Source organism: Paraburkholderia sp. BGA-UO-ETr-F12, assembly GCF_059567945.1.
In genome coordinates, this window is record NZ_JCAQOZ010000067.1 from 335235 (window position 1) to 360675 (window position 25441).

At 58.3% G+C, this 25441-nt stretch carries 21 protein-coding genes; 10 read left to right on the plus strand and 11 right to left on the minus strand.

Annotated elements, in window-relative coordinates:
- The first annotated feature begins 126 nt into the window (after positions 1–126).
- The 3 genes from AC57B6_RS38025 (at position 127) to AC57B6_RS38035 (ending at position 2840) form a co-directional block, all read left to right on the plus strand.
- Positions 127–810: a response regulator transcription factor gene (locus AC57B6_RS38025; protein ID WP_028195121.1), complete on the plus strand. Its 684-nt coding sequence runs from the start codon at positions 127–129 to the stop codon at positions 808–810.
- Positions 797–2170 (plus strand): sensor histidine kinase, encoded by a 1374-nt coding sequence (locus AC57B6_RS38030; RefSeq protein ID WP_042274167.1) that lies wholly within the window; start codon positions 797–799, stop codon positions 2168–2170. Before AC57B6_RS38025 ends, AC57B6_RS38030 begins: the two co-directional genes overlap by 14 nt.
- A gap of 67 nt (positions 2171–2237) precedes the next feature.
- A complete protein-coding gene (locus AC57B6_RS38035) occupies positions 2238–2840 on the plus strand; it encodes a YncE family protein (RefSeq protein ID WP_496423275.1) in 603 nt (200 codons plus the stop codon).
- Positions 2841–2947: 107 nt separating this feature from the next.
- Here AC57B6_RS38035 and AC57B6_RS38040 read toward each other — a convergent pair whose 3' ends face one another.
- Entirely contained in the window at positions 2948–5854 is a 2907-nt protein-coding gene (locus tag AC57B6_RS38040) for a CHAT domain-containing protein (RefSeq protein ID WP_496423276.1), read from the minus strand.
- Between the two features lie 497 nt (positions 5855–6351).
- Here AC57B6_RS38040 and AC57B6_RS38045 point away from each other — a divergent pair, with 497 nt between their 5' ends.
- Complete coding sequence (locus tag AC57B6_RS38045; protein WP_028359591.1) at positions 6352–6873, plus strand: hypothetical protein; 522 nt, start codon at positions 6352–6354, stop codon at positions 6871–6873.
- A 387-nt stretch (positions 6874–7260) separates the two neighbouring features.
- Complete coding sequence (locus tag AC57B6_RS38050) at positions 7261–10065, plus strand: CHAT domain-containing protein (protein ID WP_496423277.1); 2805 nt, start codon at positions 7261–7263, stop codon at positions 10063–10065.
- 130 nt (positions 10066–10195) lie between these two features.
- Here the strand turns inward: AC57B6_RS38050 and AC57B6_RS38055 are convergent, their stop codons facing one another.
- The gene (locus AC57B6_RS38055; RefSeq protein ID WP_496423278.1) at positions 10196–11143 is read right to left on the minus strand and encodes a LysR family transcriptional regulator; all 948 of its coding nucleotides are present in this window, start codon (positions 11141–11143) and stop codon (positions 10196–10198) included.
- A 104-nt stretch (positions 11144–11247) separates the two neighbouring features.
- Between AC57B6_RS38055 and AC57B6_RS38060 the strand changes: the two genes are divergently transcribed.
- Positions 11248–11982 carry an SDR family NAD(P)-dependent oxidoreductase gene (locus tag AC57B6_RS38060; RefSeq protein WP_496423324.1) on the plus strand — a complete coding sequence of 245 codons (735 nt, stop codon included), beginning with the start codon at positions 11248–11250 and terminating at the stop codon, positions 11980–11982.
- A 71-nt stretch (positions 11983–12053) separates the two neighbouring features.
- Positions 12054–12653, plus strand: a complete 600-nt coding sequence (locus tag AC57B6_RS38065; protein ID WP_028195114.1) for an NADPH-dependent F420 reductase — start codon at positions 12054–12056, stop codon at positions 12651–12653.
- A gap of 113 nt (positions 12654–12766) precedes the next feature.
- Here AC57B6_RS38065 and AC57B6_RS38070 read toward each other — a convergent pair whose 3' ends face one another.
- The 9 genes from AC57B6_RS38070 to AC57B6_RS38110 form a co-directional block, all read right to left on the minus strand.
- The gene (locus AC57B6_RS38070) at positions 12767–13567 is read right to left on the minus strand and encodes a phosphodiesterase (RefSeq protein ID WP_496423279.1); all 801 of its coding nucleotides are present in this window, start codon (positions 13565–13567) and stop codon (positions 12767–12769) included.
- A 257-nt stretch (positions 13568–13824) separates the two neighbouring features.
- Positions 13825–14259, minus strand: a complete 435-nt coding sequence (locus AC57B6_RS38075) for a hypothetical protein (RefSeq protein ID WP_496423280.1) — start codon at positions 14257–14259, stop codon at positions 13825–13827.
- Positions 14260–14908: 649 nt separating this feature from the next.
- On the minus strand, positions 14909–16198 hold the full coding sequence (locus AC57B6_RS38080) for an ATP-dependent Clp protease proteolytic subunit (protein ID WP_496423281.1): 1290 nt from the start codon (positions 16196–16198) through the stop codon (positions 14909–14911).
- Between the two features lie 309 nt (positions 16199–16507).
- On the minus strand, positions 16508–17224 hold the full coding sequence (locus AC57B6_RS38085; RefSeq protein WP_496423282.1) for a S1 family peptidase: 717 nt from the start codon (positions 17222–17224) through the stop codon (positions 16508–16510).
- 20 nt (positions 17225–17244) lie between these two features.
- Positions 17245–17505 carry a hypothetical protein gene (locus tag AC57B6_RS38090; protein ID WP_496423283.1) on the minus strand — a complete coding sequence of 87 codons (261 nt, stop codon included), beginning with the start codon at positions 17503–17505 and terminating at the stop codon, positions 17245–17247.
- An 8-nt stretch (positions 17506–17513) separates the two neighbouring features.
- Positions 17514–18338 (minus strand): zeta toxin family protein, encoded by an 825-nt coding sequence (locus AC57B6_RS38095; RefSeq protein ID WP_496423284.1) that lies wholly within the window; start codon positions 18336–18338, stop codon positions 17514–17516.
- 627 nt (positions 18339–18965) lie between these two features.
- On the minus strand, positions 18966–19817 hold the full coding sequence (locus AC57B6_RS38100) for a carbohydrate ABC transporter permease (protein WP_028195111.1): 852 nt from the start codon (positions 19815–19817) through the stop codon (positions 18966–18968).
- Positions 19814–20704, minus strand: a complete 891-nt coding sequence (locus AC57B6_RS38105) for a carbohydrate ABC transporter permease (protein ID WP_025647863.1) — start codon at positions 20702–20704, stop codon at positions 19814–19816. Before AC57B6_RS38105 ends, AC57B6_RS38100 begins: the two co-directional genes overlap by 4 nt.
- A 153-nt stretch (positions 20705–20857) precedes the next feature.
- A complete protein-coding gene (locus AC57B6_RS38110; protein ID WP_028195110.1) occupies positions 20858–22090 on the minus strand; it encodes an ABC transporter substrate-binding protein in 1233 nt (410 codons plus the stop codon).
- 335 nt (positions 22091–22425) lie between these two features.
- Between AC57B6_RS38110 and AC57B6_RS38115 the strand changes: the two genes are divergently transcribed.
- The 3 genes from AC57B6_RS38115 (at position 22426) to AC57B6_RS38125 (ending at position 25330) form a co-directional block, all read left to right on the plus strand.
- On the plus strand, positions 22426–23199 hold the full coding sequence (locus tag AC57B6_RS38115; protein ID WP_030099747.1) for an SDR family oxidoreductase: 774 nt from the start codon (positions 22426–22428) through the stop codon (positions 23197–23199).
- A 92-nt stretch (positions 23200–23291) separates the two neighbouring features.
- A complete protein-coding gene (locus AC57B6_RS38120; protein WP_496423285.1) occupies positions 23292–24374 on the plus strand; it encodes an ABC transporter ATP-binding protein in 1083 nt (360 codons plus the stop codon).
- Positions 24375–24466: 92 nt separating this feature from the next.
- Entirely contained in the window at positions 24467–25330 is an 864-nt protein-coding gene (locus AC57B6_RS38125; protein WP_496423286.1) for a MurR/RpiR family transcriptional regulator, read from the plus strand.
- Positions 25331–25441 lie beyond the last annotated feature (111 nt).

The window sequence follows — 25441 nt, forward strand, 5'->3', positions numbered from 1 at the left end:
TCTTTAATGTTGGCGCGAAACGCCTGTACAGCTTCGCGCGGCATACTCGGGACATCAAAGGTACGAGCGTAGTGTATATGGCCGGCTCGTACAGGCTCACAGCGCGCTCACTTCTGGAAGAAACGCATGTCGAACGTACTGATCGTCGAAGACGACGAGCAAACCTTCGCGGAGCTCGTTGAAGCACTGACCGATCACGGTTGCAAGGTGCAGGGCGCGCGCACGGGCCGCGACGGTTTGATGCTTGCGGTCGCCAACAGTTACGACGCCATCGTGCTCGATCGCATGCTGCCGGGTGGACTCGAAGGGCTCGGCATGCTGGCGGCGTTGCGCAGTGCCGGCGTGCTCACGCCCGTATTGATTCTGAGTGCGCTCTCCGCGGTCGACGAACGTGTGCGCGGTCTGCGCGCCGGCGGCGACGACTATCTGACCAAGCCGTTCGAGTTCATCGAATTGACCGCCCGCCTCGACGCGCTGATGCGACGGCGGGGAGCGACGCCCGGCGTGCAGGAGTATCAGGTCGGCCCGCTGCGTCTTGACCCGCTCAAGCGTGAAGTGAGCTTTGCCGGCCGTCCGGTTCTGCTCCTGCCACGCGAATACCGGCTGCTCGAATACCTGGTCCAGCACGAAGGGCAGGTGGTGAGTCGGACCATGCTGTTCGAAGCGGTATGGGATTACCGGCTCGACGAGCGGACTAATGTGATCGACGTGCACATCAGCCGCCTGAGGAAGAAGCTCGACCCGGACGGGACGGCTCCGATGATCGATACCGTGCGCGGTTCGGGGTACATGCTCCATGCGCCTGGCTGATCTGCACCGCACCACCGGCTTTCGGCTCGCGACACTGTTCCTGATGCTGTTCGGCGTGATCGCGATACTGCTGTTCGGCTACCTGTATCACGAGATCACGGGCTTCGAACAGGAGCGCATCGACGATTGGCTGATACGCGAACACGCGCAGTTGACACGCGAAGAGCCGGACGAACTGGTGGCGCGATTCGAACATCAAAACCAGTTCGATCCGCGCCACCAGCGCCCGTTCGGTCTGTTCGACGCAAATGGCAAACATCTAGCCGGTGGCTACGCGGGCGATCAGCCGGCTATCCCAATCTTCGACCAACCGTTTTCCATGCGGCTCGCGAGGCTGCCCGGCCACCCGCCCGCACGTTGCATTGCCGCTCGCGTGCCGGATAGCCGCGTCGCATTGCAATGCCAGAACACCCGCGAACTCGACCACTTCGACGAGGAACTGCTGCACGCGCTGCTGTCCACCGCGATGATCACGCTCGTGATCGGTCTGGTCGGGGCGAGTCTGATCGGCATATCGGCGATGCGGCGGCTGGATGCGGTGACGGCCTCGATCGAGGAAATCGTGGCCGGCAATCTCGGCAGGCGTTTGCCGGTGCAATCGAGAGGCGACGACGTGGATCGCCTCGTCGGCGTCGTGAACGGCATGCTCGACGAGATCGAACGACTCATGAACGAGGTCAAGGGCGTGTGTGATGCGATTGCGCACGATCTGCGCACGCCGCTCACCCGGATGCTTAGCGGACTGGAACGTGCGCAGCGCCGCGCCAAATCCGAAGAGGAGTATCAAGCGGTAATCGATGAAACCGTTATGGAGATCGGTGGACTGCTCCGTACTTTCAACGCGCTGCTGCGCATTTCAGAAATTGAAAGCGGTGTGCGCCGCGCAGGATTCACGACGGTCGATCTGGCTGCGGTTGCCAACGACGTGTTCGAGTTTTACGAGCCGACAGCGGAAGACAACGCGCTCAGGTTTGAACTTCAGAAAATGACGTCCGGGCCGCTCGAGATCCAGGCCGATCCGAGCCTGCTGTTCGAAGCACTCGCCAATCTGGTCGACAATGCAATCAAGTTCGCGCCGCAAGGTGGCCTTGTGACGGTGACACTGCGGAACGACACAAGCGGTATCAGCGTCTCAGTCACCGATAGCGGCGCCGGCATCAATCCTGCGGAGTATGAGGCCGTCGTTCGTCGCTTTTATCGCGGTGAAGCGAGCCGCCATACACCCGGTAGCGGCTTCGGCCTGAGCCTCGCGGCCGCGGTGGCAAATATGCATGGTATGCGGCTGCAGTTCAGCGATACAACCGATGGCTTCGAAGCCTGTCTATTCCTGCCGCGCGATCGCGATGCCCAACACCTGTAACGTGGGCCAATGGACTTGAGTAAAGCGGTTTTCCTTATGAGAGTCTGAAGGGTGTTGCTGCGTCAAATTGTTCGCGACGCAGCAATGGTGGTGTGCAGTCACATCAGGATCATGCCTACATCAGTCTGATTTCCTTAGCAACTATTCGGTGATAGGCCGGATCGACGTGCCCGCGGGCCAACTGAAAGCCATGCCCATCGATCATGCGACGCACCGCCTGTTCGTGAACATGCGCGACAAAAACGAAGTTGGCGTGATTGATCTGCGCACGCGCAGATTGACGGCCGTCTGGCGGGTTCCCGGCCCGAGCCGGAATTCGGCCATGGCCTTCGATTCGAAGAGCGGGCGCCTGTTCATCGGTGCGCGCGACCCCGGAAAATTGTATGTGATGAATGCGAGCGACGGCTCGATCATCCAGTCGCTCGACATCGTCAACACGTCGGACGACATGGCCGTCGACCCGGCCCATCATCACCTGTACATCACCGGGTCGACCGGTCTGGATGTCGTCGACCCTGTCGGGGCGGACCAATACGCGGTCAAACAGCATGTCGACGCGTTCGGCGGGAAGACCTCGGTTTACATCCCGTCGCTCCAGCGGTTCTATGTCGTTCATACGAAAGGCCGTGACGCGGCGATGGCGGGGCTTCAGGTATTCAGTGTGCGCTAGCATGCCAAGTCGCTCTGCGGCTCACGAGCGGCGAGACGTCGCTCGCGATTCAGAAAAATGAGCAGGTTGCATTTGATACCCCTTTGAGTGTCAAGCCAGTATTAAAGTCAGCGAGCCGCATCACCGCTCAGAACATACGCGCCCCAAAAATACGGATGACGATAAAGCGCCCCATCTTTGCCGGCGGCCATATCGCGCTCCGCGCGCGCAAGTGCATCGGCCTTTGACAGCGACGGATCGCCGGCATAGGTTCGGAACACGCCGGTTGTGATCTCGGTTGCTGAGCGCGATTCAACGGCCCATTGAGTGACGAGCATCGAACGCGCGCCTGCCGCGAAAAAAGCGCGGGACAACTCCGAGATTGCATCGCCAGCGGTGCCGGTGACAAATCCTGTATTGCAGGCGGACAGAACGACCCAGTCGGCGTTCAACCGCAACGTCACGATATCGTCCGCAGTGAGAATGGAATCGGTCAGCCCGCTTCCCTCATAGGCCATGGCGAGACCCGCCTTGCGCCATCCCGGCACTTCACCCGCTACGATGCCGTGTGTCGCGAACAGCACGACGCGGTCGTTCGACAGGTCAGCCTTCATCGCCTCACTACGGGAAGCGCGCGTACCCCGAAGCACACTTTGGTCAGAGGCACCGAGCGCCGTGGCGATAGAGTGCGCCTCGGCCATCGTTTCGGGCAACGGCATCACGCGATGGTAGTCGAACGCCGGAGCATCTGTGTCGACAGGAAAGGCGCGCGCAACAACGCTGCCGGCTGGCGTGCCGACAGCTTGCGAGTCGTGGCCGTCGAAACTTGGGTCGGCGAAAGCGATCAGCGGTTCGTTTGCGTGCGCGGCCGGATGACTCCGCGTGAGTGCGAGCGCAGAGGCACTCGGTACACGCACGGGTGTTGCCGTGTCGATCCACCAGCTGGCGTCCGCGAGACTCGACGCTGTACGCGTAGTCAGCACGTCAAACGGGATGCTCGCGAGGACTCCACTTGTTGCGATGTAGACCGTTGTCGCCGCGTGAATATCGTCGTGCAGCGGGGCAATTAGCGCCTGATACAGGCTTGCCGCCGCGCCTAGATCGAAGCCTGCCAGATCGCCCGCGTGCTGCGGTGGAACCCCTGCATCAAAACCGGCTCGCAATGCCTTCACCTGTCTCGCGAGCTCGGCACGTGTCACGCTCAGGCGGACCGCGCGGAAGGCCCCACCCGGACGAACCACGAACGCGTAGCTGGCATCGCGCCCCGCGTAGAAATCCACATAGACTTCGCCTTCGTGAAGTGACTTGCCGAAGGCGTCGGGTGTCGGAATTTCTGGCGACACCAATTGACGATAGAGCGGAAATTGCGCGGCGATCTGCTGACGCAGACTGGCCAGCTTTCCGTCAACCGCCTTGATGGCGTTCTCTTCATGTTCGACGTTTGCACTGGCAACATTCTGCCGCCCTTGTGAGCCGCCTTGCGTTTGCTCCGCTTCGAGCCGGTTGGTCGAGCGTGCCAGCGCCAGGTGTGCGGTGTTCTGCTCGTGGCGCAGCAATTGTTCCTGCTCGATCAGCGCGCGCAACGCTGGCGTCGAAGCCGCGAGGCGCGCCGCGCCATCGGCCATCGCGCCCTGGGTTGCGTTCATATGGAACAGCTCGGCGATCTGAAACGCGAGGACCTGGCCCTGCTCACCTTCGCTCATCGCGCGGTTCAGCGATTGGGCCAGCGCCCCGTCTTCGTCGTAGGCGCCCCGCGTACTCGAGTCGTTCCAGTCGTCCTGCGTGCCAACGAGGGGTTTGACATAGGCGGCGATGTCCGCCTCGCCAACGTTGCTGGCGGGATCTTCCAGCCGGTACAGCATCAGCATTGCGGCCTGGTACTTGTAAAACGGGCTTTCGGGCCCTTGCCTCAGCAGATTCTTGGTCATCGCTGCCGTGATCCGCCTTTCGGCCTCCTGCCAGTTTCCATGTGCGGCGAGTATCAGGGATTCGCGTTCGTCGTCGGTTACGGTGTGGGCCACTACGGGATTGACGCTTGCCGCGTACTCCCAGGCGTCCGCGTCCGCCTGATAATCGCCGATGTGTTTTATTGCAAGCGCAAACATCAGACGAAGCCGCAGTGCTCCCGCCAAGTTCCATGAATACGGAGCGACATTCTGCTTGCGGAAGGCTGTGATCGCGGCGTTGACGGCCGCAATCGCACCGTCGTAGTCGTCGTTCGATGCAAGCGCTATTGAGCGGCCGAGCTCAATCTCGGCACGCTGGATAGGACTCGGCTTCATGTCGGACCGGTTCTCGATATCCCATCGAATCTCGTTCGCATAGCTCAACGCCTCTGTCCGGCGATTGTTCTGGACCATCAGGCGGATCAGTTCGGAGGAGTTGTCGAGCAGTTCGTTGACAGCGGCCTTCCGCCGTCTAACGCTGAGTGCCGGGTCGTTGATGTTACGCCAGGCAAGTTCCGCGCTCTCCCGGCGCTTGAGCAGCCCGAGGTCATGCCGGTTAAGGTACCGACGGTCGATTTCCGCTTCGGCGGAGAAGTAAGCATAGGATGGCTCCCGCGGCAATGTCTCGAGTTCCGCCGGAGTTGTGTCGCGCGCGAGCGCCCGGGCGCGTCCGAGCAGGCGCTCGCTGCGCGCGTAGTCAAAGCCCTGGGCATACCCTCCGGCTAGCGACGAAGCGATGAGCGAGCGTCGGCCAGCCGGAATACGCGAATCCTCGACGATCTGCTCGCGGATCCGCATCGAGTCCGCCACCATTCCCGCACGGAAATAGTCCGACGCCAGACCGTCGAGCAATGCGTAACGTGCGTCACCATCAGTCGTGTCGCTCAACTGATGTAGCACCACCTGTTCACGGTCCCGTAGCGTTTGTTGTTGGGGACCCTGTGCAGCCGACGACCCGGGCGCCGATGACGCGAGGGAGTTGTCGGTTTGGGACGCCCGGTCCGAGCCGTCCGACGCCCACGACAGCTGTGCCAGCGCGAGCGGGATCAGCGGGATCAGAAGGATCATCCGACGGTAGCGCATCTCCATGTCCCTGTCTCCATAGGACTGGTCCGGCTTCGCTATACAAGACGATGGTCGGCCGCTCTAGCGGTGCTTGTATTGAAGCAGCAGTAAAGTAGGGATGCAAGGCGTAAAGCGCGCTGAATTGACGGGTACTCCTTCCGACGGGCACCACACTACTTGGATTCGTCAGCAGGGCCGGATCGCGGCCACGGTTGCGTTGGGTCGACGCTGGGATGAGAGCCATTCGGAAAGATGCTGCGTGTGGCGGGCGGCGCGCCACCCTGGTCAGGGTTCGAAGCGGCACCGCTTGCTGCGGATGCCGGTTGTGCATACGCGGCGCTGGACGGAATCGGCGCGCCTGCTTTTCGAGCCGCCGCCTTTCCTGATGTAGAGGGATTTGTTTCGGGCACCTCGGCCTGCGTGAGAGCCGACAAGCAAAATAGCGCAGGTAGCAAGACAAGAATGCCTCTGCTGTGTTTCTTGACTATCATTATTTTGCTCCGCACGTGTACGGGGGAACCATGGAACGCGAGAACCATCCAGTCTGGGCAGTTTATGACAAGCTTCGTACTGCTCGGCTCAATGTTCGATATTACAGTGAACGGCTGCGCCGTCTGGAACTTCTGGATAAGGCGATGGATCTGGCGCTCGTCATCGCGGCCCCGACATCGGCCGTCGCCGGCCTATGGTTTTTCAAAACTGACATCGGCAAGCACGTATGGCAAGGCCTAGGAACGGTTTCCGCCTTCATTGCTGCCATCCGGCCGGCCATTCAGTTCAGAAAAACGCTGAAAACGTATGAAATGACGATCGTTTCTTATCAAGCCCTCGAGTACGACCTCGAAACGATACGCCGCAAAGTCGAACAGCGCGGGGTTTACGACGAGGAGTTAAAGGCTGACTTTTTGCGTGCGCTCGAACGACAGCGCCACATCGACATTTCCAGTCCGGACAAGATCGCCAATTCACGGCTTCTGAAAACCTGCACGACCGCAGTGCTTTCTGAAATGCCATCGAGTGCTTTTTTTATTCCGGAACGGTAATGGCGACGCTACGGTCTTCGCGCTGACAGAAATCCGGTATTAACGCCAGGCCGGATGATCGGCACGTCCCGTGCCATTGCGAACGTCGGCTGGGGTACAACGGGCCAAGGTTCAAAGCGCAAGTAAAACGATGACAAACAACAGAAGCTGGCCGATAACGTATAGCTTTGTTTGTCTGTTGCAAGCTAATGTTCGTCCTTGAACGGCTAATGTCAGATTTCCGCCTCTGTGCTGGGTGCTCCCTGGTCAGCGGGACGTGAAGCGGAGGCAAGGATGGCCATCGGATCCGGGAATACATCGCATGTCGTGGGCCGGTGTCTAAGGACTATGTTGTGCTTCTTGTCGGCGGCGATTGTCGGGTCCTTTTGCGGGTTACCCCGGACTTCGATGGCGGGTGAGCTTCAAGGTGTGAATGGGTCCGTCGAAAAAGTCTACACGGCGTCTGGGCAGCCCTCCGTCGCCGATGAAGAGAGGGCCATTCGCAAGCGACTCGAACAGACTTCGGACGGAGACACGCGGCTTGCACTGCTGATTTCACTCGTTCAGGATTACTACAACGCTGATGATGCCGCCGGCGCAATGGGGGTCTTGGAGAGCATTGTGTACGACGGGCAGATTTCGCCTGGCCAGCGCTCGCTCACCGCATCAGGACTTGCCATAGCGTATGCGGTTCAAAACGACTTCGTGCGAAGCCAGAGGCTGGTGAATCAGGCGAAGAAACTGGCCGACCAGACGAGCGCTGCCGAGCTTGAAACCCTTCCGGAAGAACCTGCCTACGGGTATCTCTCTGCCGAGGCGGAGCTTGCGCGCCGCGCTTTGAATCAACATGACACGGCGTTGTTCAAGGTGCGCGAGGCGGCCGATCTGGCGAGAAAAAATCTCGATGATCCGTCGCTCAGTGAACATCGTCACCAGGAAGCCGCTAACCAACTGCTCGATGAAGTCGATCATCTCGTGCGCTTGCAAACGCAGAACAATCGGCGCACCGAGGCGTTGAACTACGCGAACGGGATGCTTTGGGACATCGACCACGATCCTCGACTCAAACCGACCCCCTCACAGCGCGCCCGCGTTGAGGTCGCAATGTCGATCGCGCTCATGTCCAACGACGACTACGATGGCGCACTCGCCTGGACAGACAAAGCCATTAAGGGGTATCAGGATGCCGGCGTGCTCCCCTATTCGTTCACCTACGCGGATGCGCTGCGCATGCGTTTGATGGTCGCGCTTGCGACAAACCGCCTTGCCGACTTCAAGGCCGACGCTGACGGTTTGGAATACGCGGCTTCGATCAATCCGGTCGCGGCTAAAACACCGAGTTCAGACGAGCGCGAATCTGTGATATTCGGGACGCAGGGGAACTGGTCGGCAGCCGAGTCGAAGCTTTCACGCGTGCTGGCGTACAACGTGAAGGGCCAGGGTGCGCAGAGTCCGTTCGTCAAGTATCAGTCTGCAATGTTGATGCTCTATCGCCTCGAGGATCCCGAGAAGAAGGTCAGCGAAAGCGAGATCGCCCGATACGTGACGCCCATGCTTGGCCAGAACGACGACTGGGACGCCTCCAGTACCGCGGGCGCTTATGTCGAGGACGGTGCCCTTGCAATGTGCCTGAGCCGTCTCATGGACGACGGCGCAGAAGGTCAGGCACTCGCCTTCCGCATCGCCGAGTTGTTTCACATGAATGCGACCCAGGGCGCGATGAGCGATGGTGCTGCGCGATTGGCGGCGGTCACACCGGAACTGCGCAGCCTGGTTGAGCAGGAGCAGATGGCGCGTCGTGCCCAAAATATCGAACGGATGGGACTCTCGGGACTGAGCACACGCCTTGCCAAGGTCGACACGGAAAATACCGGAGATAAAGGGAGTGCAATCGCTAGTGTCAAAGATGCCGAGAGGGCCATGAATGCCTCGGCCGAGGATCTGGCCGCGCTCCACGAGCACATCAACAAGCAGTTTCCGGAGTACCGGCAACTTGTATCGCCCGCCGTTCCCACGCCGGAGCGGGTGGGTGCGGCCCTGCATTCGGGTGAGGTCTATGTCGATTTCTACGTCGGGCGCGATGCGACCTACGCATTCGTCGTCAACGCCGAAGGCTCGCTGCATGCGACACGACTCAACGTAACGCGTGCAGACCTGAGAAAGAAGATCCTGACGCTTCGCAACGTGTTTGACGCGGGCGTTCCGCCACGTAAGGCGGGTGAGCTGACCGGGTTCGACACAACAGTGGCCTCGGATCTCTATCGCTTGTTGATCTCTTCGATCCAGCCCGACCTCGAAGGGGCGACAACCGTGTACATCGCCACAAGCGGCATTCTCTCGAGCCTGCCGTTCAATGTGCTCGTGACGGCACCCGCAACGGATCTTGCGAATGCACACTGGTGGATCGCGAGGACAATGCCCGTACGTATTCCGAATGCCGCGGCCCTCATGCTCGCCCGCAGTCATCCGGCAGCGCACGCCGGCGAGGCGCTGATCGCGTTCGCAGATCCGAGCTTCAATGGCCGCGACTCAACCACGATTGCGGTCCCACCCGTGGATAGAACTCCCGCGCGAGCCTTTCCGGTTGATGCGAGTACGGCTTCGTTCGACTACCATCGCGTCGCACCGTTACCTGAGACGCTCGACGAAGCGACCTCAATCGCGAAGACGCTCAATGCTTCCGAGCACAGCGTGCTGTGGGGAACGAGCGCCTCGCGTAGCGAAGTCATGAAGCGGGATCTGTTGAACGATCGGGTTGTTCTGTTCGCTACGCACGGCATCGTCGCGGGCGAAGTGCCGGGCTGGCACAAAGCGGGACTCGCGTTGGCCTATGAGGGAAACGGGCTGCCAGATTCGGTTCTCACCGCGGACGACATCGTGACCTTGCGGTTGAATGCCGACTGGGTGGTACTGTCCGCCTGCAAGACGGGACTCGTCACCGGTAACGCGGGAGATGCGATGTCGGAGCTGTCCCGCGCCTTTTTTGCAGCGGGGGCGCGCTCGATTCTCCTCACCCAGTGGGCTGTGGAATCTCGATCGGCTACAGAGGTGACAACAGGTGTATTCCGGACTTATGCCAGTGATCCCTCGCTGTCAAAAGCCGAGGCTCTGGCGCGTACAGAGCGCGACATGGCCAGCGGCAAGGATGGAGAACTCTACCGTCACCCGTATTTCTGGGGTGCATACGTTCTCGCCGGTGACGCGGCCCGCTGACCTTTTACACTGTGTCCTTAGTGGGAACTTCAGGCTGCACCCCGTGTGATCAACAGTAATCGCATGACGAGTAACTGTCGTAATTCACCCTTCAGCCGCCGCGCGGCTGCTGCTCGCGCGTAGCGACCCTTCATGCTTTTTTGCCCGCGCGGGACACAGACCTCTTGCTAGCACCTTTCGAAAAGCGATGACGATTACCGAGCAGCGCAACCAGCCGCGTCTCGCATTCGGAAAACGAGTACCCACGCCGCTGCGAGATCATGAAGGTGAGGGCGCGCATATGCGAGGCGCGCCGTTGAAGTTCGACAAGTGTTCCGTCCGCGAGATCTTGCGCAACCACATGATGCGGCATGTGCCCCCAGCACAAACCGCCCCTTAGCAAATCGTGCTTCGCGCCGAGGTCATTGACCAGCCACTGGCGTCCACTGGCGACGCCCTGTTGTGTCTTTTCCGCATCGGGCTGATTGTCGGTGACGACGAGCTGGATGTGCCGGCCAAATTCCTCCCGCGGGATCGGCCCCGCGACCGCGGCCAGAGGATGCGATGGCGCACAGACGGTCACCATTTGCGCTTCACATAGATGCTGCCGTTCTATGGTAGCCGGGCTCAGCTCCGGCACGTCGCTGATCGTCACCGCCAATGCGCACGTTCCGTCGAGGACCAGGTGCTCGCCGCCTTGCATGGTCGTCATGCGCAGATTGATTGCAACGGTTGGAAAGTCCGACTGCAGCCTGCGCAGGCATTCAATCAGGTGCGCGCGCGGAAAATAGGTATCCACTGCAATCGAGACCTGTGGCACCCCGGCTTCAGCAATCGCAACCGCGCGCATCTTCATTTCCTCGGTGCGTGAGATCACCCCACGAGCATCGGGCAGGAGGCTACGGCCCGCCGCTGTCAGCGTGGCTTTGCGGGCGTTGCGTTCGAACAGCAACACATCAAAGGCACTCTCGAGCGCGCTGATCGCGTGACTAATCGCTGACTGTGCGCGCCTCAGTTCCCGTGCGGCCCCGGAAAAGCTTCCCTGGTCACACACGGCAACGAAGGCACGAAGTTGATTGATGGTGACGTTGTCGAGCATATATCTAAAAAGTAGATGGTACCTATAGATATTCGGTCAATTGGCTTCATGGATCAAGAGGGCCAAAATTGTCTTTCTCGCTTCTGTTTCGAAGGATGAATGACATGCATAGACTGAATGGAAAGACCGCAGTGATCACCGGTGGCGCTACCGGCATCGGTTTTGCCGCAGCAAAACGCTTCATCGAGGAAGGCGCGTTCGTCTTCATCTTCGGCCGCCGGCAGGACGCACTCGATGCCGCTGTCGCCGACCTCGGGCCCAATGCCCGCGCAGTCAAGGGTTCGGTTTCCGATGAGGCCGACCTCGACCGGCTCTACGCGGCGGTGAAGGCCGAGCGCGGCACTCTCGACATCGTCTTCGCCAACGCCGGGGCGGGAAGCCCGCTTCCGCTCGGGCAGATCACCGCCGAGCACATTGACGAAACCTTCGACACCAATGTGAAGGGTACGATCTTTACGGTCCAGAAGGCGCTGCCGCTGATGAGCGCGGGCGGTTCGATCATCCTGACCGGATCGAGCGCCGGGACCACGGGCGCCCCGGGATTCACTGCCTATAGCGCGAGCAAGGCAGCGGTGCGCAACCTCGCGCGGTCATGGGCGCATGACCTGAAGGGCACGGGCATCCGGGTCAATGTGCTCTCGCCCGGGGCGACGGCGACCGAACTGGCGAAGAGGTCGCTGGGCGAAGAGGGCCAGAAAGCCTATGGCGCGATGACTCCGCTCCTGCGTATGGCCGATCCGGCAGAGATCGCAGCGGCGGCCGCCTTTCTCGCGTCGCCGGACAGCAGCTTCATGACCGCCAGCGAGGTTGCCGTCGACGGCGGCCTTGCGCAACTCTGACACGCTAAGCCCGCCGGTCACTCCGTTCGATATTCGGAGCCGGTAGGGCGTCGCACACCCAAGGAAACTATATGAGCTACGCAATTATTGGCTTCGGCAAGATCGGCCAGGCGCTTGCCAAGGCGTTTGCACGAAAAGGCATCGAAGTATCCGTTGCAACCACTCGCGACCCGGAAAGCTTTGCATCCGCTGCGGCCGCTATCGGACCCGAGATCATTCCCAAAACTCTGGCGGAAGCGGTCAAGGCGGACATCGTCTTTCTGGCTGTTCGTTTCGAGTCGCACAAGGATGTCGCGAAGGCGCTGCCGAGCTGGCAGGGCAAGACTATCGTCGATGTCACCAATGCCTACGGCGTGCCCCCTGAGGAAGTGGGTGGGCAACCTGCTTCCAGGGCCGTCGCGCAGGCCTTCACGGGTAGCAGGCTGGTCAAGGGCTTCAATCACTTGGGCGCTCGCGTCCTTGAGCAGGACCCGGGCGTACACGGTGGCAGGAGAGTCGTGTTCCTGGCGAGTGACGATGATGGCGCCGCAGAGGAGATTGCTGCGCTTGCCGAAGATCTCGGTTTCGCGCCGGTCAAACTTGGCGGCCTGTCGGAAGGTGGACTGCTTGTGCAGGGACTGGGAGATAGGTGGGGTCAACTGATCTTTAAGGACCTGGTCAAATTCGACTGATTAAATGTGGTCGCAAGTTTCGATGCGATCCTGTCTCGTGGACCAAAGGCCAGCCGAGCAATATTGCTAACGACTCGTACGTCTATCGGCCGCTGTGTACTTGACGGCGAAACTTACGCGAAGGGGAGTGGACCTTCGAAACGTTCGACGTAACACAAGTGGGAGACCGCCGGCTGACCTCGACCTGTCCACCGATGCAGCATGTATGCGGGTGGTTCGAGAAAAGAAGCGGGCTGCGCGTCCGCTTCGACGCGCAGCGCGATCTGTGTGGTCGTGCTCGGGCACGTGAGGACGGGAACGTGTCCGAGACGCGTCTGCATCGACCGATGGACGTGTCCGGCGAGAATTCGATCTACGTTGTTGTGGCGTGCAAGAACCGTTGCGAATGCATCCGCGTTTCGCAACCCGTAGATGTCCAGATAAGGAATGCCCGTCATGAACGGTGGGTGGTGCATGACGATGACCACCATCCGATCTCGATGCTCAGTGAGTTCGGTGTCGAGCCAGGTTAAGGTTTGGGCGTCCAGTTCACCGTGATGCAGTCCAGGAACGGAAGTGTCCAACGCCACGAGGCGTAGTTCGCCCACGTCCAGCGCGAACGAGAGTGCGCCCTCGTTCGGAAGCCACGCGTGATCGGGAAACGCGGCCCGTAGATTGCCACGGTCGTCGTGATTACCCGGCAGGACCACGAACGGTCGTCTCAGCCCGGCAAGTAATTCGCGAAGCTTTTGATACTCATCCTCGGTACCGTAGTCCGTCAGGTCGCCGGAGATGACGACCAGGTCCGGCTCGGGTTGGATGCGGTTCAGCGAATCGACGGCTGCCGAAAACATTGCATTCGAGTCCACGGCGTCTTGATACAGGATGCCGTGAGGACGGACATGAATATCTGAAACTTGCGCGATGACCGTCACTCGGCTCTCCGTGGGATTCGACCGGCTCGTATAGGGACCGGAACGATTCTAGACCGGACAAAAATCGCTTATCAACGGAGCTCGTATTAGGCTGACTTCGTTTGGGTTTGTAGGATGCCTGCCCACATTTGCTTGTGGCGCTCGCCTATGCTCGTGACGGAGGGCAGGCATCCTGCAAATCTGATCAACTTACGTTGTTCGCCTTCTTGATGGTTAGTGCTGCGCGCGGGAGCCCTTTGTTGGGGCGCCGCGTCCGTTTATGCGTTCGTCGTGGGTTTGGCTGACGTTTGCTTGCCCGGGCTCGGCTTTGTGGCTGCTGGCGTTTCCTTCGTCGCTATTTGTGATGCCTCTGCAAGAAGGCGCATTGCACGGTTCGCGGTGATGCGGCTTTGAGGGATGCCCTTCGCGTCGAGTGCGATCACCTGATATAGCTCACGGTCACACTCCAGCTCCCGCTGATATTGCTCTGCTGTGTCGACGAGCAATTCAAGCATGGTCTGTTGACGTCGCCTTTCGTCACTCGTGATGGCAGGATTCCTACATATTGAGGAGCCAAGTGTGATCAATGTGTTGAGTTGGCTCAACTGCCGGTTGCATAGATCGAAGGTGGAGAGCGCAAGCTTTTCGTACTGGAGCGCGTCGACAGGCGGGCGTGAAGCGGGTTGAGATTGTTTTGTAGGTTTGCTGCTCATGGTGCGACCTCCCTGGTACTTCCTGGATCGCCCGACACTCGCTTGCTTGGGGAAGGGGTGAGCGGGCACGTAGAAGGGTTAGCAGACCGGGATTTCACCAAAACCGGCGAGCCTTGCGGCTCCCCCCCTACGACCCGCCCATTGAAATATAGACGTGCAGGGATAGACGCACGCCCGCCTGAGCGGGTGTGCGGGTGAAATCACAGGCTGCTAAACCCGACCACCGGGTGTTTCCCGATGGCTTGATGATTATAAGTCATGGCTGCGGTGCAGCGATCGCGTGGGCGAGTTAAATGGCCGAAGTTCGCTCATTGGATAAGGCGTGGCTCGACCAGCAGGTCGATCGTGACAGTTGGCGTTGGACTGTCTACTAACAATCGAGTACGTCGTCGGTGATCTCCCAACCGCAGCGCTGTTTGTGCAGAAACACCAACACATTGATTTGTTTTTCGAGCCGAACGTAAACGGACGATCGCCCGGTGTGTTGCAATGTTGTCAGATCAGTTTGTTCGTCTAGTCCTGAACCTTCGCGAAATAGTCAGCCTCGCAAGGCAGCCTTTTACGGCGATACGCCCCTTGCGGGGCGGGTGCGGACTTCGCTAAGGTAGCTGGCCTGCGCAGAAAGCCACACCGTGCGTCCTCATTTTGCTTAACTTGTCGAAGCCTGCTCGCTAGTTTCACTTGCAGCCTGTTCTAGATTCCACTCCCGGACGCTTTGTATAGGGCCTCCGCCTGCCACCTCGTCAACAAGCCCTAGAATCTGCGCGTCGCGCGGAGAAATCGAGTGTTCGCCGTTGAAAAGCTCCCGGCACAATAGTACGCAAAAATGCCAAAAAAGACGCGCGGTAGGCAACGCTTCGTCAAGAGCGGCCTGTTTGATTTCCGGATCATCACTGTTTAATCTAGTCAGTCCGTCTTCTGTGAAAAAAGTCCGCTTATAGCGAAGCAAGTTTTTCGTGGCGGTTTGAAAATGTCGTTTGTGATTTATCGATTCCATCAATTTGTAGTCGTCGATGGATTTTTCTAATATTTCTGAGAAGTTAAGATCGCTTGATTTTTCGGTCAGGACGAGTTTTTCCGTCAAGATGGTCAAAATTAACTTTAAGTGCGGTCCCGCTTTTTCCAGAATATCCAAGCCGTTGTCACGATGGCTGATTTTGCGCATCGATCCAAATAGTGCCTTTGTCCCGTCGAGCATCCCCGGTCGTCTCGATCCCTTGGCGCGGAATTCCGGCGCACTCTCCGCAAGTGCACTCATGATTCCCCATTGCCCTAGGTGATCCATCGCATTGTCGATTAGGGATTCGGCAGCCGGCGAAACAGATGCAAACAGCGCAGTTGCAAAGCCTGCAACATCTGCCTTGCTGGTTCCTGGTGCAACGCGACAGCACTTCTGTATCAGATGAGTATATTTTTCGTTAACTCGACGAAATTTTTTATTAATTGATTCGAAATTTGATTCAAGCTGAATGTAATTCCATGTTAGTCGCCGAAAAACGTAATTCGCTAGTCTTAAAGAGAATCGCTCATTGGCATTTTGCAGTTCGGCGGCGGCAATGCGTGCGGTTGTCGGCGTGACATCTTGTATGCCGCCATATCTAACGTCGTGGAAAAGGATCTCGCTATGTGGCAAGGCCACCGAGTATTGACCAAAGGCGAGGAGATTTGCCGCTGCGCTATATGCGTTTTGTACTGCAACCGTAATTGCTCGACATCTTTTGTTGTCTTGGTCAGGACCAGTGACAAGGCCTAAGAGGGTGTCGAGTGATGTTAGAGATCCGCCGGGGCTATTGATCGCTATCGTAATCGGATCGTTACTCAATTGTCGGAGCGCTAGGATGTCGGGGGTCAGCGATCGAACCAACTGGTCATCTATGACGGTGTCCACATGAATGCAACGATTCCAGTTAATCGTCATCTCGAAAATTTCGGTCGGCATGGTCTCTCTGGCCTATGTTACGACGAGCAAATATTATCAAACGTGACCTTTGAAGGAACGATTTACGCACAAGATGGCATAAAACCGTTCGTGAGTCGTTTTCTAACAGAAAACGAATATTACAGCAGGCACACACGCAGAACCGATGTGATACCGGCGAGATACCTCTAACGCCCGTTGCCCATGGAAAAGTATTCAATCGCAACAGCTGACGAATGCCGCAAGAGGAGGACTTTCGCCGCGTAATCGATATTCTGGGGGCTACTTGTCGGTGCACCTCTGTAACTTCATACAGATTCGCTAGGTTACTTAAGGTTTCCCTTCAGCCGTCGAACGAAGGGTGGGCGCTGCAGCCTTTGCTTCCTGCTGCTCCTTCGCCCTCGCCTCATCCATGGATTTCAATGTTTTCAATGTATCTTCAAAGGAGGAAATATCTTGGGCTTTCAGTAACCCAGGTAAGACTTTATCGCCCGTTTGATTCGGTAGGTAGGCGGAAATAGTCCCCACAATCTGCGGAGGTTTCTCATCAAAGTCACGAAACACCGGACCACCACTGACGCCGTTAATCGCCACGCCATCAATGAGATACGAATCGTCTTTTGCTATAAATGCACTGACGTGCCCTGCGAAAAAACACAATTCCGGATAAGCGACGGACGGGAAGCCAACCCAAGCTAATTCAACTCCTACCTTCATAAATTTCGAAGAATCGATGAGCGTCAATACTTTCTTCGGAAAGGGCAGCAGCTTCGCCTGGATCAAGATGCTGGCTGAATCGCGCTCACGATCCAAGAAAATTGCCCTCTCGGCGTCGGTCAGAAAGATGTCTTTCCCGGTTTCGTAGTGAAGAATTTTAATTGGTTGTTTCCAGTCGTGGGCCTCCTCCACCACGTGCGAGGCCGTAGCTATTGCTGCAATAGAGTTATTTTCATTATATGCAAATAGAAAGCCTGTCCCCGATCCTGTCTGGGTTTCAATTCTAACAATGTACGGTTTTATTTGATTATGAGCGGCGTGCCAGGTCATTATTCATCACATAAATCAGGTTACTTGCGAAATTTTTCATACTTGCTTCTGATTTCCTGTAGTGTCTTCCCTGCAAGGGAGCTGACGGCGGCATTCACTTCTACGTCATCTCTTTTTGCACTAAGATCGACAAAGGCAGACCCGCGAAGGACTAGATTTTTCTTTTCCATCTTCATCGTCAGCCTCCCGGGGCGGGAGCTTTTGCTCTTCATCGAGGAAAGCTTTGCGTTTGCACTGGCATCGCGTCTAAAATCGACTTTTTGGTTATTTTGTTTGACCATATTACACCTCACCGATAAATATGCGCAGGATTTTCCTTGGGACCTTCAATGTACGCGGGCACGGAGCCTTCCGTTGACACCGCCCCAACAGATTTCCAAGTCGATTCGTCTCTTGTATAGTAATAGGTAACGATGGGATCGTTACTATATCCATCGAATACTAAAGAAATTGGCACATATCGCTTTGTGCTGCAAAACCGCTTAAGGGCTCTTTGGGTCGCAGAAAGTCTATCCACTCGAATGAGCGTCAGATGCACATCGTATTTATGACTAATAAGGAGGTCGCGGAGAGTTTTTATTGAGTCAACGCTGGCGCCAATCTTGGGTATGACAAGATTGATGCCCTCGGCAACGCAATATTCCAATACATTAGGTTCGTCGGAGTACTTCCTTCCTGTATGGCCGAAAGTTATTAATGTGGACTCCTCGTGAACAACGGCTGCGCCGTATTCTTCCGTATATTCTGGAAACTTTCGCTTTGCATAATCTGAATCAATAATATAAGCGCCGTACATATCTGCAATCTTGTTCGAGATCGAAGATTTTCCAGATGCTGGAAGTCCGATGAGCAGAAATGCCTTTTTCTCTCGTTTAACCCCACCCTCGGTCAGTGGAAGCATGCCTCCGACAGTAGGCGCTATGTCGTCATCATTAGGCGGCCGCGGAAGTGTTATTAATTCTTTGAATATTTCCTCTCGCAACCGGGCGCGCTCGGAATCGGTGCAATAAGTCGGGTGTCGATATTTTCGGCTGGTTAGCGTATCGTCACCGGTCATAACAGACAGCAAGACTTCAGCTTTCGCGACTTTTACAGCGAGATTGCTGGTATCCAAGCACTCTTTATAACCAAGGACCCTTGTGAGGAACTGAACGGTCAACTCGTTAGTAGCGAGAGGTCTCGCATAGTTTGTACTCACACTTTCCCCACCGCAGATTAGCAAATCAAGTTTTATACAAGCAGCCACGAATAGCTAGTGGGAAGGTTGAGCAAGTCCGCAACGATAGCCTCAACTATGATTTCCAACCCTTCGTTCGATCGGCTGATCACGGAGCTGTTCCCCTAGCGTACGTCCATTTTATCGCGTTGAAGAGCGCGCCGGCGTGAAATTTGTGCATCTGTCGGCTTCGTCTACAGCGGATTGGCGATTGGAGAGGCAGCGGTCAAGCTGCGCGAAGGCCGTCAACGTCAGGGCTACATGTCTAATCCGGACGAGGATGCGGCGCGCTTGCTCACGACGTTGAAGACGATCCCCGTGAACCGTTCTGCAATGGTCTTGCGTGAACCGATCCAAGGCGCAGTGGTCGCAGCATTCTTCAGCGCTTCAGATCGGGTGGGGGATGCGTTTTGCATATTCGGCACCGGCAGGTGTATCACCGATGGGCGGCCCGTAGGTTATTGAGTTTAGTTAGATGCGGGGTAAGAAACCTTCGGTAAATGTTTGGGCTGCAGGCGCAGCAGGCTACTTCACCGCCCCCAACGCCAACCCCTTCACCAAGAACCTCTGCAACCAGGCAAACACAATAGAAACCGGCAAAGTCGCACAAAGGGTAGCGGCCATCACCAGATGCCACTCCACAACATACTTCCCAGCGACCATATCCGTCACCTGCACGGTCAAAGTCTTATTCTCCGGCGACCGAATCAACGTATAGACCACCGCAAACTCATTCCACGCATTAATAAAAGTAAAGATCGCGGTAACAACAATCGCCGGCACAGCCAACGGCAAGAACACCTTAAAAACAGCCCTAGTCCTCCCACACCCTTCCAACCAGGCCGACTCCTCAAGATCCCTCGGCACAGTCTGAAAGTACGAAGACAACATCCAGACCGCGAACGCGATGTTAAACGCCGCATAAGAAACGATGACGCCAATCTTGGAGTCAACCAGATTCCCATCCCCATAAGGAATCATCGCCGCCAACCGGAACAACCCAACAACCAGCAGGATCGGCGACAGCATCTGCGTCACTAAAAGAAACTGCGAATAAAACCCCTTCCCGCGAAACGGAAACCTCGCCAACGCATAAGCCGCCGGCAAGCTCACCGCCAACGCCAACGCAGTCGACAAAAAGCTGATCACACAGCTATTCCGCAGCGCCACACCAAAGTTAGCCGCAACCCACATATCCGAAAAGTTGCTCCACTGCCAATGCACCGGCAACCACCGCGCCGGATAAACAAAAATCTCCGTAGCCGGCTTCAAAGCAGTAAACAGCATCACAGCAAACGGAAACAACACCGCGACAATCAGCGGCGAAAGTGCCAACCAGCACCACAGCGAGCGCTTCATCTTGACGCTGAGACTCATGACGTCTCTCCTTCTTTCGCGGGCTGCAGGCGCAGATAGATCATCGAGAAAACGAACAGCATGACGAGCATGATCAGCGACACCGCCGCAGCTTCGCCCGGACGTCCCAGCCGGAACCCAAGCTCATAGAGATACGTAACGAGAATATGCGTGCCGTTATCCGGCCCGCCTTGCGTCATCACCCAGATGATCGGGAAAGAATTGAACACGTAGATCACGTTCAACAGAATCGTCATGTTGATGAACGGCCGCAAGAGCGGCATCGTCAGCTTGCGAAACTGCTGCCACGCACTGGCGCCATCCATGCGCGCCGCTTCGTAAATGTCACCCGGTACCGATGACAAGCCGCCCAGCAGAATCGTCACCGTAAACGGAATCGACACGAGAATACCCACCGCGATCTCAACCGGAAACGCGAGTTCCGGCGTAGCGAGCCAATGAATCGGACCGTTGATCAACCCGAGCCGCTGCAACGTGACGTTGACCATGCCGTAATCATCGTTGAAGGCCCAGCGCCACACCACGGCGGTCATCGTCAGCGAGACGGACCACGGCAGCATCACAATCGTGCGGGCCACGCCACGTCCATAGAAATCCTGATTCAGGATCAGCGCAACCGGCACCGAAATCAGCACCGTGCCGCCCACCACACACACGGTCCAGACAATCGTCCGCTTGGCGGCAGCGAGAAACGCGGGGTCGGTGAAAATCGTAATGAAATTCTGCAGACCGGTGAAATCGCGGATCGCGCCGAAACGCGAGACATCGTGCAGCGATTGCCACACGATGTTGAAAATTGGATAGCTGATGATGAAAAGCGCCAGCACCAGACTCGGCGCAATCAGTAACCAGGGCGCCTGCAGGCGCGAAGAAGCGGAACGGCTCATGCGTGCTCGATCGTAAGACGCGTCCCCATTAGAAAAGAGGCGCGACGGGATGGGCCGGATAGTGCGTTACATCCATGACAACCGAAACGCGCGCCGCCTTGGCAACGGCGGCGCGCGTTCCGTGTTCAGCAGATCACCTCGTGACTACGCGTTTCACTTACCGAGCGACTTGTTCGCTTGCGCCGCCGCGGCATTCAATGCGTCCGCCGGCTTCGCCTTGCCCAGGTAGATCGATTGCATTGCATCGGTCACGGCCTTCGCCGTGTCTTCCCAACCGGTCACGGTCGGTGCGAAGTGAGCCGTCGGCAGCAGCGCGACGAAAGCTTTGGTATCCGGATCGTTGAACGCCGGATCGGTCGCCTCAGCCTTGGTGGTCGGCAGGAAGCCTTCGGTCGTCGTGAACTCGACACGCGGTTCCTTCGTGAACAGATAGTCGAGGAACTTCCAGGCCGACTTCTTCACCTTCGAGTTCTTGAACATCACGATCGAGTCGGTCACCGCATACGTGGCGTGCGTCGTGCCCATCGGGATCGGATCGATGCCGTACTTCAGATTGGGCGCTTCCTTCTTGATCTGCTTGGCGAGGAACGGGGCGGAAATCATCATCGCCACGCGGCCTTGCTTGAACAGGTTCTGCACGTCTTCACGGCTGTAGCCGGTCACGCCAGGCTGCGTCAGGCCCTCGTCGATCATCGTCTTGTAGAGCGTAGCGGCCTTGATGCCGGCCGGCGAATTGAACGCCGCCTTGCCGTCCTTGCCCACTACGTCGCCGCCATTGGTCCACAGCGCGTAGTAATAGTAGACGTCGGTTTCGATTTCCTTGCCTTGCAGACCGAAGCCGGCAACGCCCTGTGCCTTCAGCTTCTTCGACGCGTCGATTACGTCATTCCACGTTTTCGGGCCGTCGGGATAGCCGACCTTCGCGAGCAGATCCTTGTTGTAGTAGAGCGCGCGGGCGGACGCGGCGATCGGCAGGCCGTACACCTTGCCGTTGATCTCGCCCGGTGCGAGGAACGGGCCGATGAAGCGGCTCTTGAAGCTCGCGTCCATGTAGCCGTCGAGCGGCTCGGCCACGTCGTCCTTCACGAAGTCGAGCAGCCAGCGCGTGCCGACGATCGCCAGGTCGGCGTTGGCGCCGCCGGAGATGTCCGTTTGCAGTTTCTGTTGCAGCGTGTCCCAGTTCACGTCTTCGATCTTGATCGTCGTGCCGGGATTGGCTTTCTCGAAGTTGCGGGCCATCTTTTCGAAGTACGGCGCGGTCGCATCGCTGTAATGCGCGACCGTCACGCGAACCGTGTCGGCGTGCGCCGCGACGGCGATACCTGCAAACGCGAGCGCCACGGCAACTTTGCCGAGCGCGAGTGAAGCACGGGCATGCAACGACATTTCTCTCTCTCCTGTGTCGATCGGAGTTAGCGTTTTAGCGCGTAGTCCGGTCCCATCCGATGATGGTGGGGGGTGGTCTGCTGCCGTCGCCGGCCGCGTTGGTTGAATTGTTTGAAAAAATCCTACATGACGCAAAATAGCTTGTCACGTAGGGTCTGCCATATTTTTTCCAAGCGAGTTTTGTGCATAAGATGCTGTAAAGCAGGGGTATTCTGCGTAACGCGAAGTCACGGATACCCAATCTTCGGGATGACTAGACAAGTGCGCGGCGGCCGGTTTGTAGGAAACTTACACGCCGGAATGACGGTGCGGCGCGGTTAGGAGCGAGGGCGGACATGAATCGTGTGGTGTTGGTGACGGGCGCTTGCGGCGGGATTGGCAGCGTGCTCTGCAAGCGCTTCGTGGAGCAGGGCGACACGGTGCTGGCGCTCGATATCGACGCGGCCGCGCTCCGTGCGCTGGTGGCGCAACTCGGTGAGGCGCACGTCACGCCGGTCGCGGTCGATCTGGGCGATGCTGCCGCAGTGCAGCAAGCCGTTGCCGACGCGGTGAAAACGCGGGGTCCGGTGGACGTGCTGGTTGCCAACGCGGGCGCCGCCAAAGGACTGACGCTCGCCACCACCGATGCCGCAAGTTGGCAGCGCGATATCCATCTGAATCTGAACGGCACGTATCACACGGTGGAAGCGGTGCGTGCGTCGATGATCGAACGGCAGAAGGGCGCACTGGTGCTGATCGGCTCGGTGAACGGCATGGCCGCGCTCGGGCATCCGGCGTACAGCGCCGCGAAGGCCGGGCTCATCAGCTACACGAAAGCGCTGGCGATCGAGCTGGGCCGCTATGGGATTCGCGCCAACATCGTCTGTCCGGGGACGGTGAAGACGCAAGCGTGGCAGGCGCGGGTCGACAAGAATCCGCAGGTCTTCGAAGATCTGAAGAAGTGGTACCCGTTGCGCGACTTCGCGACGCCCGACGATATCGCCGATGCGGTGATGTTCCTCGCCTCGCCGATGGCGCGCGTGATCACCGGCGTCGCGTTGCCGGTCGACGGTGGCCTGATGGCCGGCAACCGCCTGATGGCGGAGGAGCTGACGCTGGAATCGCTTTGAACCGGTTTGAACCCGATAGCGCGCCGTGCTCCTTGCCCGAACACGCAAGACGGCACGGCAGCAAGACGATGCAGTAAGACGATGAGGACAGCATGGCAGCAGTGCAACTGAGTGGCATCTTCAAACGCTATGGCGACACGCAAGTGGTGCACGGCATCGATCTCGACATCGACGACGGCGAGTTCGTCGTGCTGGTCGGCCCGTCGGGTTGCGGCAAGAGCACCTTGATGCGGATGGTCGCGGGGCTGGAGGAAATCAGCGGCGGCGATCTGATGATCGGCGGCACGCGCGCGAATACGCTTGCCCCGCAGCAGCGCAATATCTCGATGGTGTTCCAGAGCTACGCGCTCTATCCGCATCTGTCGGTCTACGAAAACATCGCGTTCGGGCCGCGGATTCGCAAGGAATCGTCCGCGAGTTTCAAGCCGCGGATCGAAGCCGCCGCGAAGATGCTGAACCTCGGCGGTTATCTGGATCGCCTGCCGCGCGCGCTGTCGGGTGGTCAACGTCAGCGGGTGGCGATGGGCCGTGCAGTGGTGCGCGAGCCGTCGTTATTTCTGTTCGACGAACCGCTGTCCAATCTCGACGCCAAACTGCGCGTGCAGATGCGCACGGAGATCAAGGCGCTGCATCAGCGTCTGAAGAATACGGTGATCTACGTCACGCACGATCAGATCGAAGCGATGACGATGGCCGACCGCATCGTCGTGATGAACGCGGGACGGATCGAGCAGATCGGTCGTCCGCTGGAACTGTACGACCATCCGGCAAACCTTTTCGTCGCGAGCTTTCTCGGCTCGCCGTCGATGAATTTCGCGGAAGGGGTGCTGGTCAATCGGACGGAAGGGCGCGGCCTGGCATTGAAACTCAGCGACGGTGGCGAGATCGTGGTGGAAGGCGCGCCGGCGTCGGCGGTGCCCGGCGCGAAGGTCACCCTGGGTATCCGTCCCGAACATATCGAAACCATGGCTGACAAGCCGGACGCCACGATGGAAGTCGAAGTGGTCGAGCCGACTGGCGCCGAGACCCACTTGTACGGGAAAATAGGCGGCAGCACGTGGTGCGTGACGACTCGCCAGCGCTCGAAAGTCGAGCCCGGCCAGCGGGTCACGCTGCGTCTGCCGGCCGGCCATATTCATCTGTTCGATACGGAGAGTGGACGCAGGCTGGTCTGAACCGCGTGTTGCCGCTTGAAGTCGATTCAAGCTGATTGAAGGATTGAAGCTGCGACGCGACGCGGATTCATTTAACCCTTAAGGAACACCGGGTGTCCGCACCGAACTTGATTCCCCACATCCGCGGCGCACTGGCCAATTTGCGGCCCGCCGAGCGCAAAGTCGCCGACATGGTGCTGAGCGACGTCGACTTTGCGATGCGCGCGAGCATCACCGAGCTTGCGCAGCGCGCGGACGTGTCCGAGCCTTCCGTCACGCGCTTTTGCCGCGCGATCGGCGCGCATGGGCTGCGTGACTTCAAGATGCAATTGGCGCAAAGCGTGGCGGGCGGCGTGCCGTATGCATCGACCGCAGTGGCGCGCGACGACGATGTGCGCACGTTGATGGACAAAGTAGGCGAAGCCGCCGTCGACGGGATTACCCATGCGTGTGCCGCACTGGACCCGGCGGTGTTCGAGAGCGCGGTTGCGGCGTTGTCGAGCGCGGGGCGGGTGTTCTTCTTCGGCGTGGGTTCGGGATCGGGACTTGTCGCGCAAGATGCGGCGTTGAGGTTCTTGCGGCTGGATATCGCGGCTACCGCGTTTACCGACGGTCATTTGCAACGTCTCTACGCGGGTCTGATGGAACCCGGCGATGTGGCGTTTGCGATTTCACACTCGGGCCGCAGCGTCGAGGTGAACGAAAGTATTCAGATCGCCAAGGAGCGTGGCGCGACGACGATTGCGCTGACCAATGTCGGCTCGCGGCTGGCGTGGCTGGTGGATATTCCGTTGCTGCTGCGCGTGCCGAGCCCGATCGATCCGAATACGCCAGGCGTGTCGCGGCTGGTGCATCTGTGCATCATGGATACGCTGGCGATCGGCGTCGCGTTGAAGGCGCGACCGAAAACCCTCGAAAAGATGCGGCACGCGAAGGCGCGGTTGTCGTCGCATGAGCCGGAGGCGGCGGGGGATTGATCCGGAATCGCCGAAAAACGCGCCATTAGAAATAGCGGACGGCCGCCTGCTTTGGCGCGCTGACGCAAACAGGCAATCAACGCTTCCTGCGTAGCCTGATCCAGCCCCTTC

Coding starts and splice junctions, on each gene's coding strand:
- AC57B6_RS38025 (WP_028195121.1), top strand. CDS start 127: ATGTCGAACGTACTGATCGTCGAAGACGACGAGCAAACCTTCGCGGAG.
- AC57B6_RS38030 (WP_042274167.1), top strand. CDS start 797: ATGCGCCTGGCTGATCTGCACCGCACCACCGGCTTTCGGCTCGCGACA.
- AC57B6_RS38040 (WP_496423276.1), bottom strand. CDS start 5,854: ATGGAGATGCGCTACCGTCGGATGATCCTTCTGATCCCGCTGATCCCG.
- AC57B6_RS38045 (WP_028359591.1), top strand. CDS start 6,352: ATGGAACGCGAGAACCATCCAGTCTGGGCAGTTTATGACAAGCTTCGT.
- AC57B6_RS38050 (WP_496423277.1), top strand. CDS start 7,261: ATGGCGGGTGAGCTTCAAGGTGTGAATGGGTCCGTCGAAAAAGTCTAC.
- AC57B6_RS38055 (WP_496423278.1), bottom strand. CDS start 11,143: ATGCTCGACAACGTCACCATCAATCAACTTCGTGCCTTCGTTGCCGTG.
- AC57B6_RS38060 (WP_496423324.1), top strand. CDS start 11,248: ATGCATAGACTGAATGGAAAGACCGCAGTGATCACCGGTGGCGCTACC.
- AC57B6_RS38065 (WP_028195114.1), top strand. CDS start 12,054: ATGAGCTACGCAATTATTGGCTTCGGCAAGATCGGCCAGGCGCTTGCC.
- AC57B6_RS38075 (WP_496423280.1), bottom strand. CDS start 14,259: ATGAGCAGCAAACCTACAAAACAATCTCAACCCGCTTCACGCCCGCCT.
- AC57B6_RS38080 (WP_496423281.1), bottom strand. CDS start 16,198: ATGCCGACCGAAATTTTCGAGATGACGATTAACTGGAATCGTTGCATT.
- AC57B6_RS38085 (WP_496423282.1), bottom strand. CDS start 17,224: ATGACCTGGCACGCCGCTCATAATCAAATAAAACCGTACATTGTTAGA.
- AC57B6_RS38090 (WP_496423283.1), bottom strand. CDS start 17,505: ATGGTCAAACAAAATAACCAAAAAGTCGATTTTAGACGCGATGCCAGT.
- AC57B6_RS38100 (WP_028195111.1), bottom strand. CDS start 19,817: ATGAGTCTCAGCGTCAAGATGAAGCGCTCGCTGTGGTGCTGGTTGGCA.
- AC57B6_RS38105 (WP_025647863.1), bottom strand. CDS start 20,704: ATGAGCCGTTCCGCTTCTTCGCGCCTGCAGGCGCCCTGGTTACTGATT.
- AC57B6_RS38110 (WP_028195110.1), bottom strand. CDS start 22,090: ATGTCGTTGCATGCCCGTGCTTCACTCGCGCTCGGCAAAGTTGCCGTG.
- AC57B6_RS38115 (WP_030099747.1), top strand. CDS start 22,426: ATGAATCGTGTGGTGTTGGTGACGGGCGCTTGCGGCGGGATTGGCAGC.
- AC57B6_RS38120 (WP_496423285.1), top strand. CDS start 23,292: ATGGCAGCAGTGCAACTGAGTGGCATCTTCAAACGCTATGGCGACACG.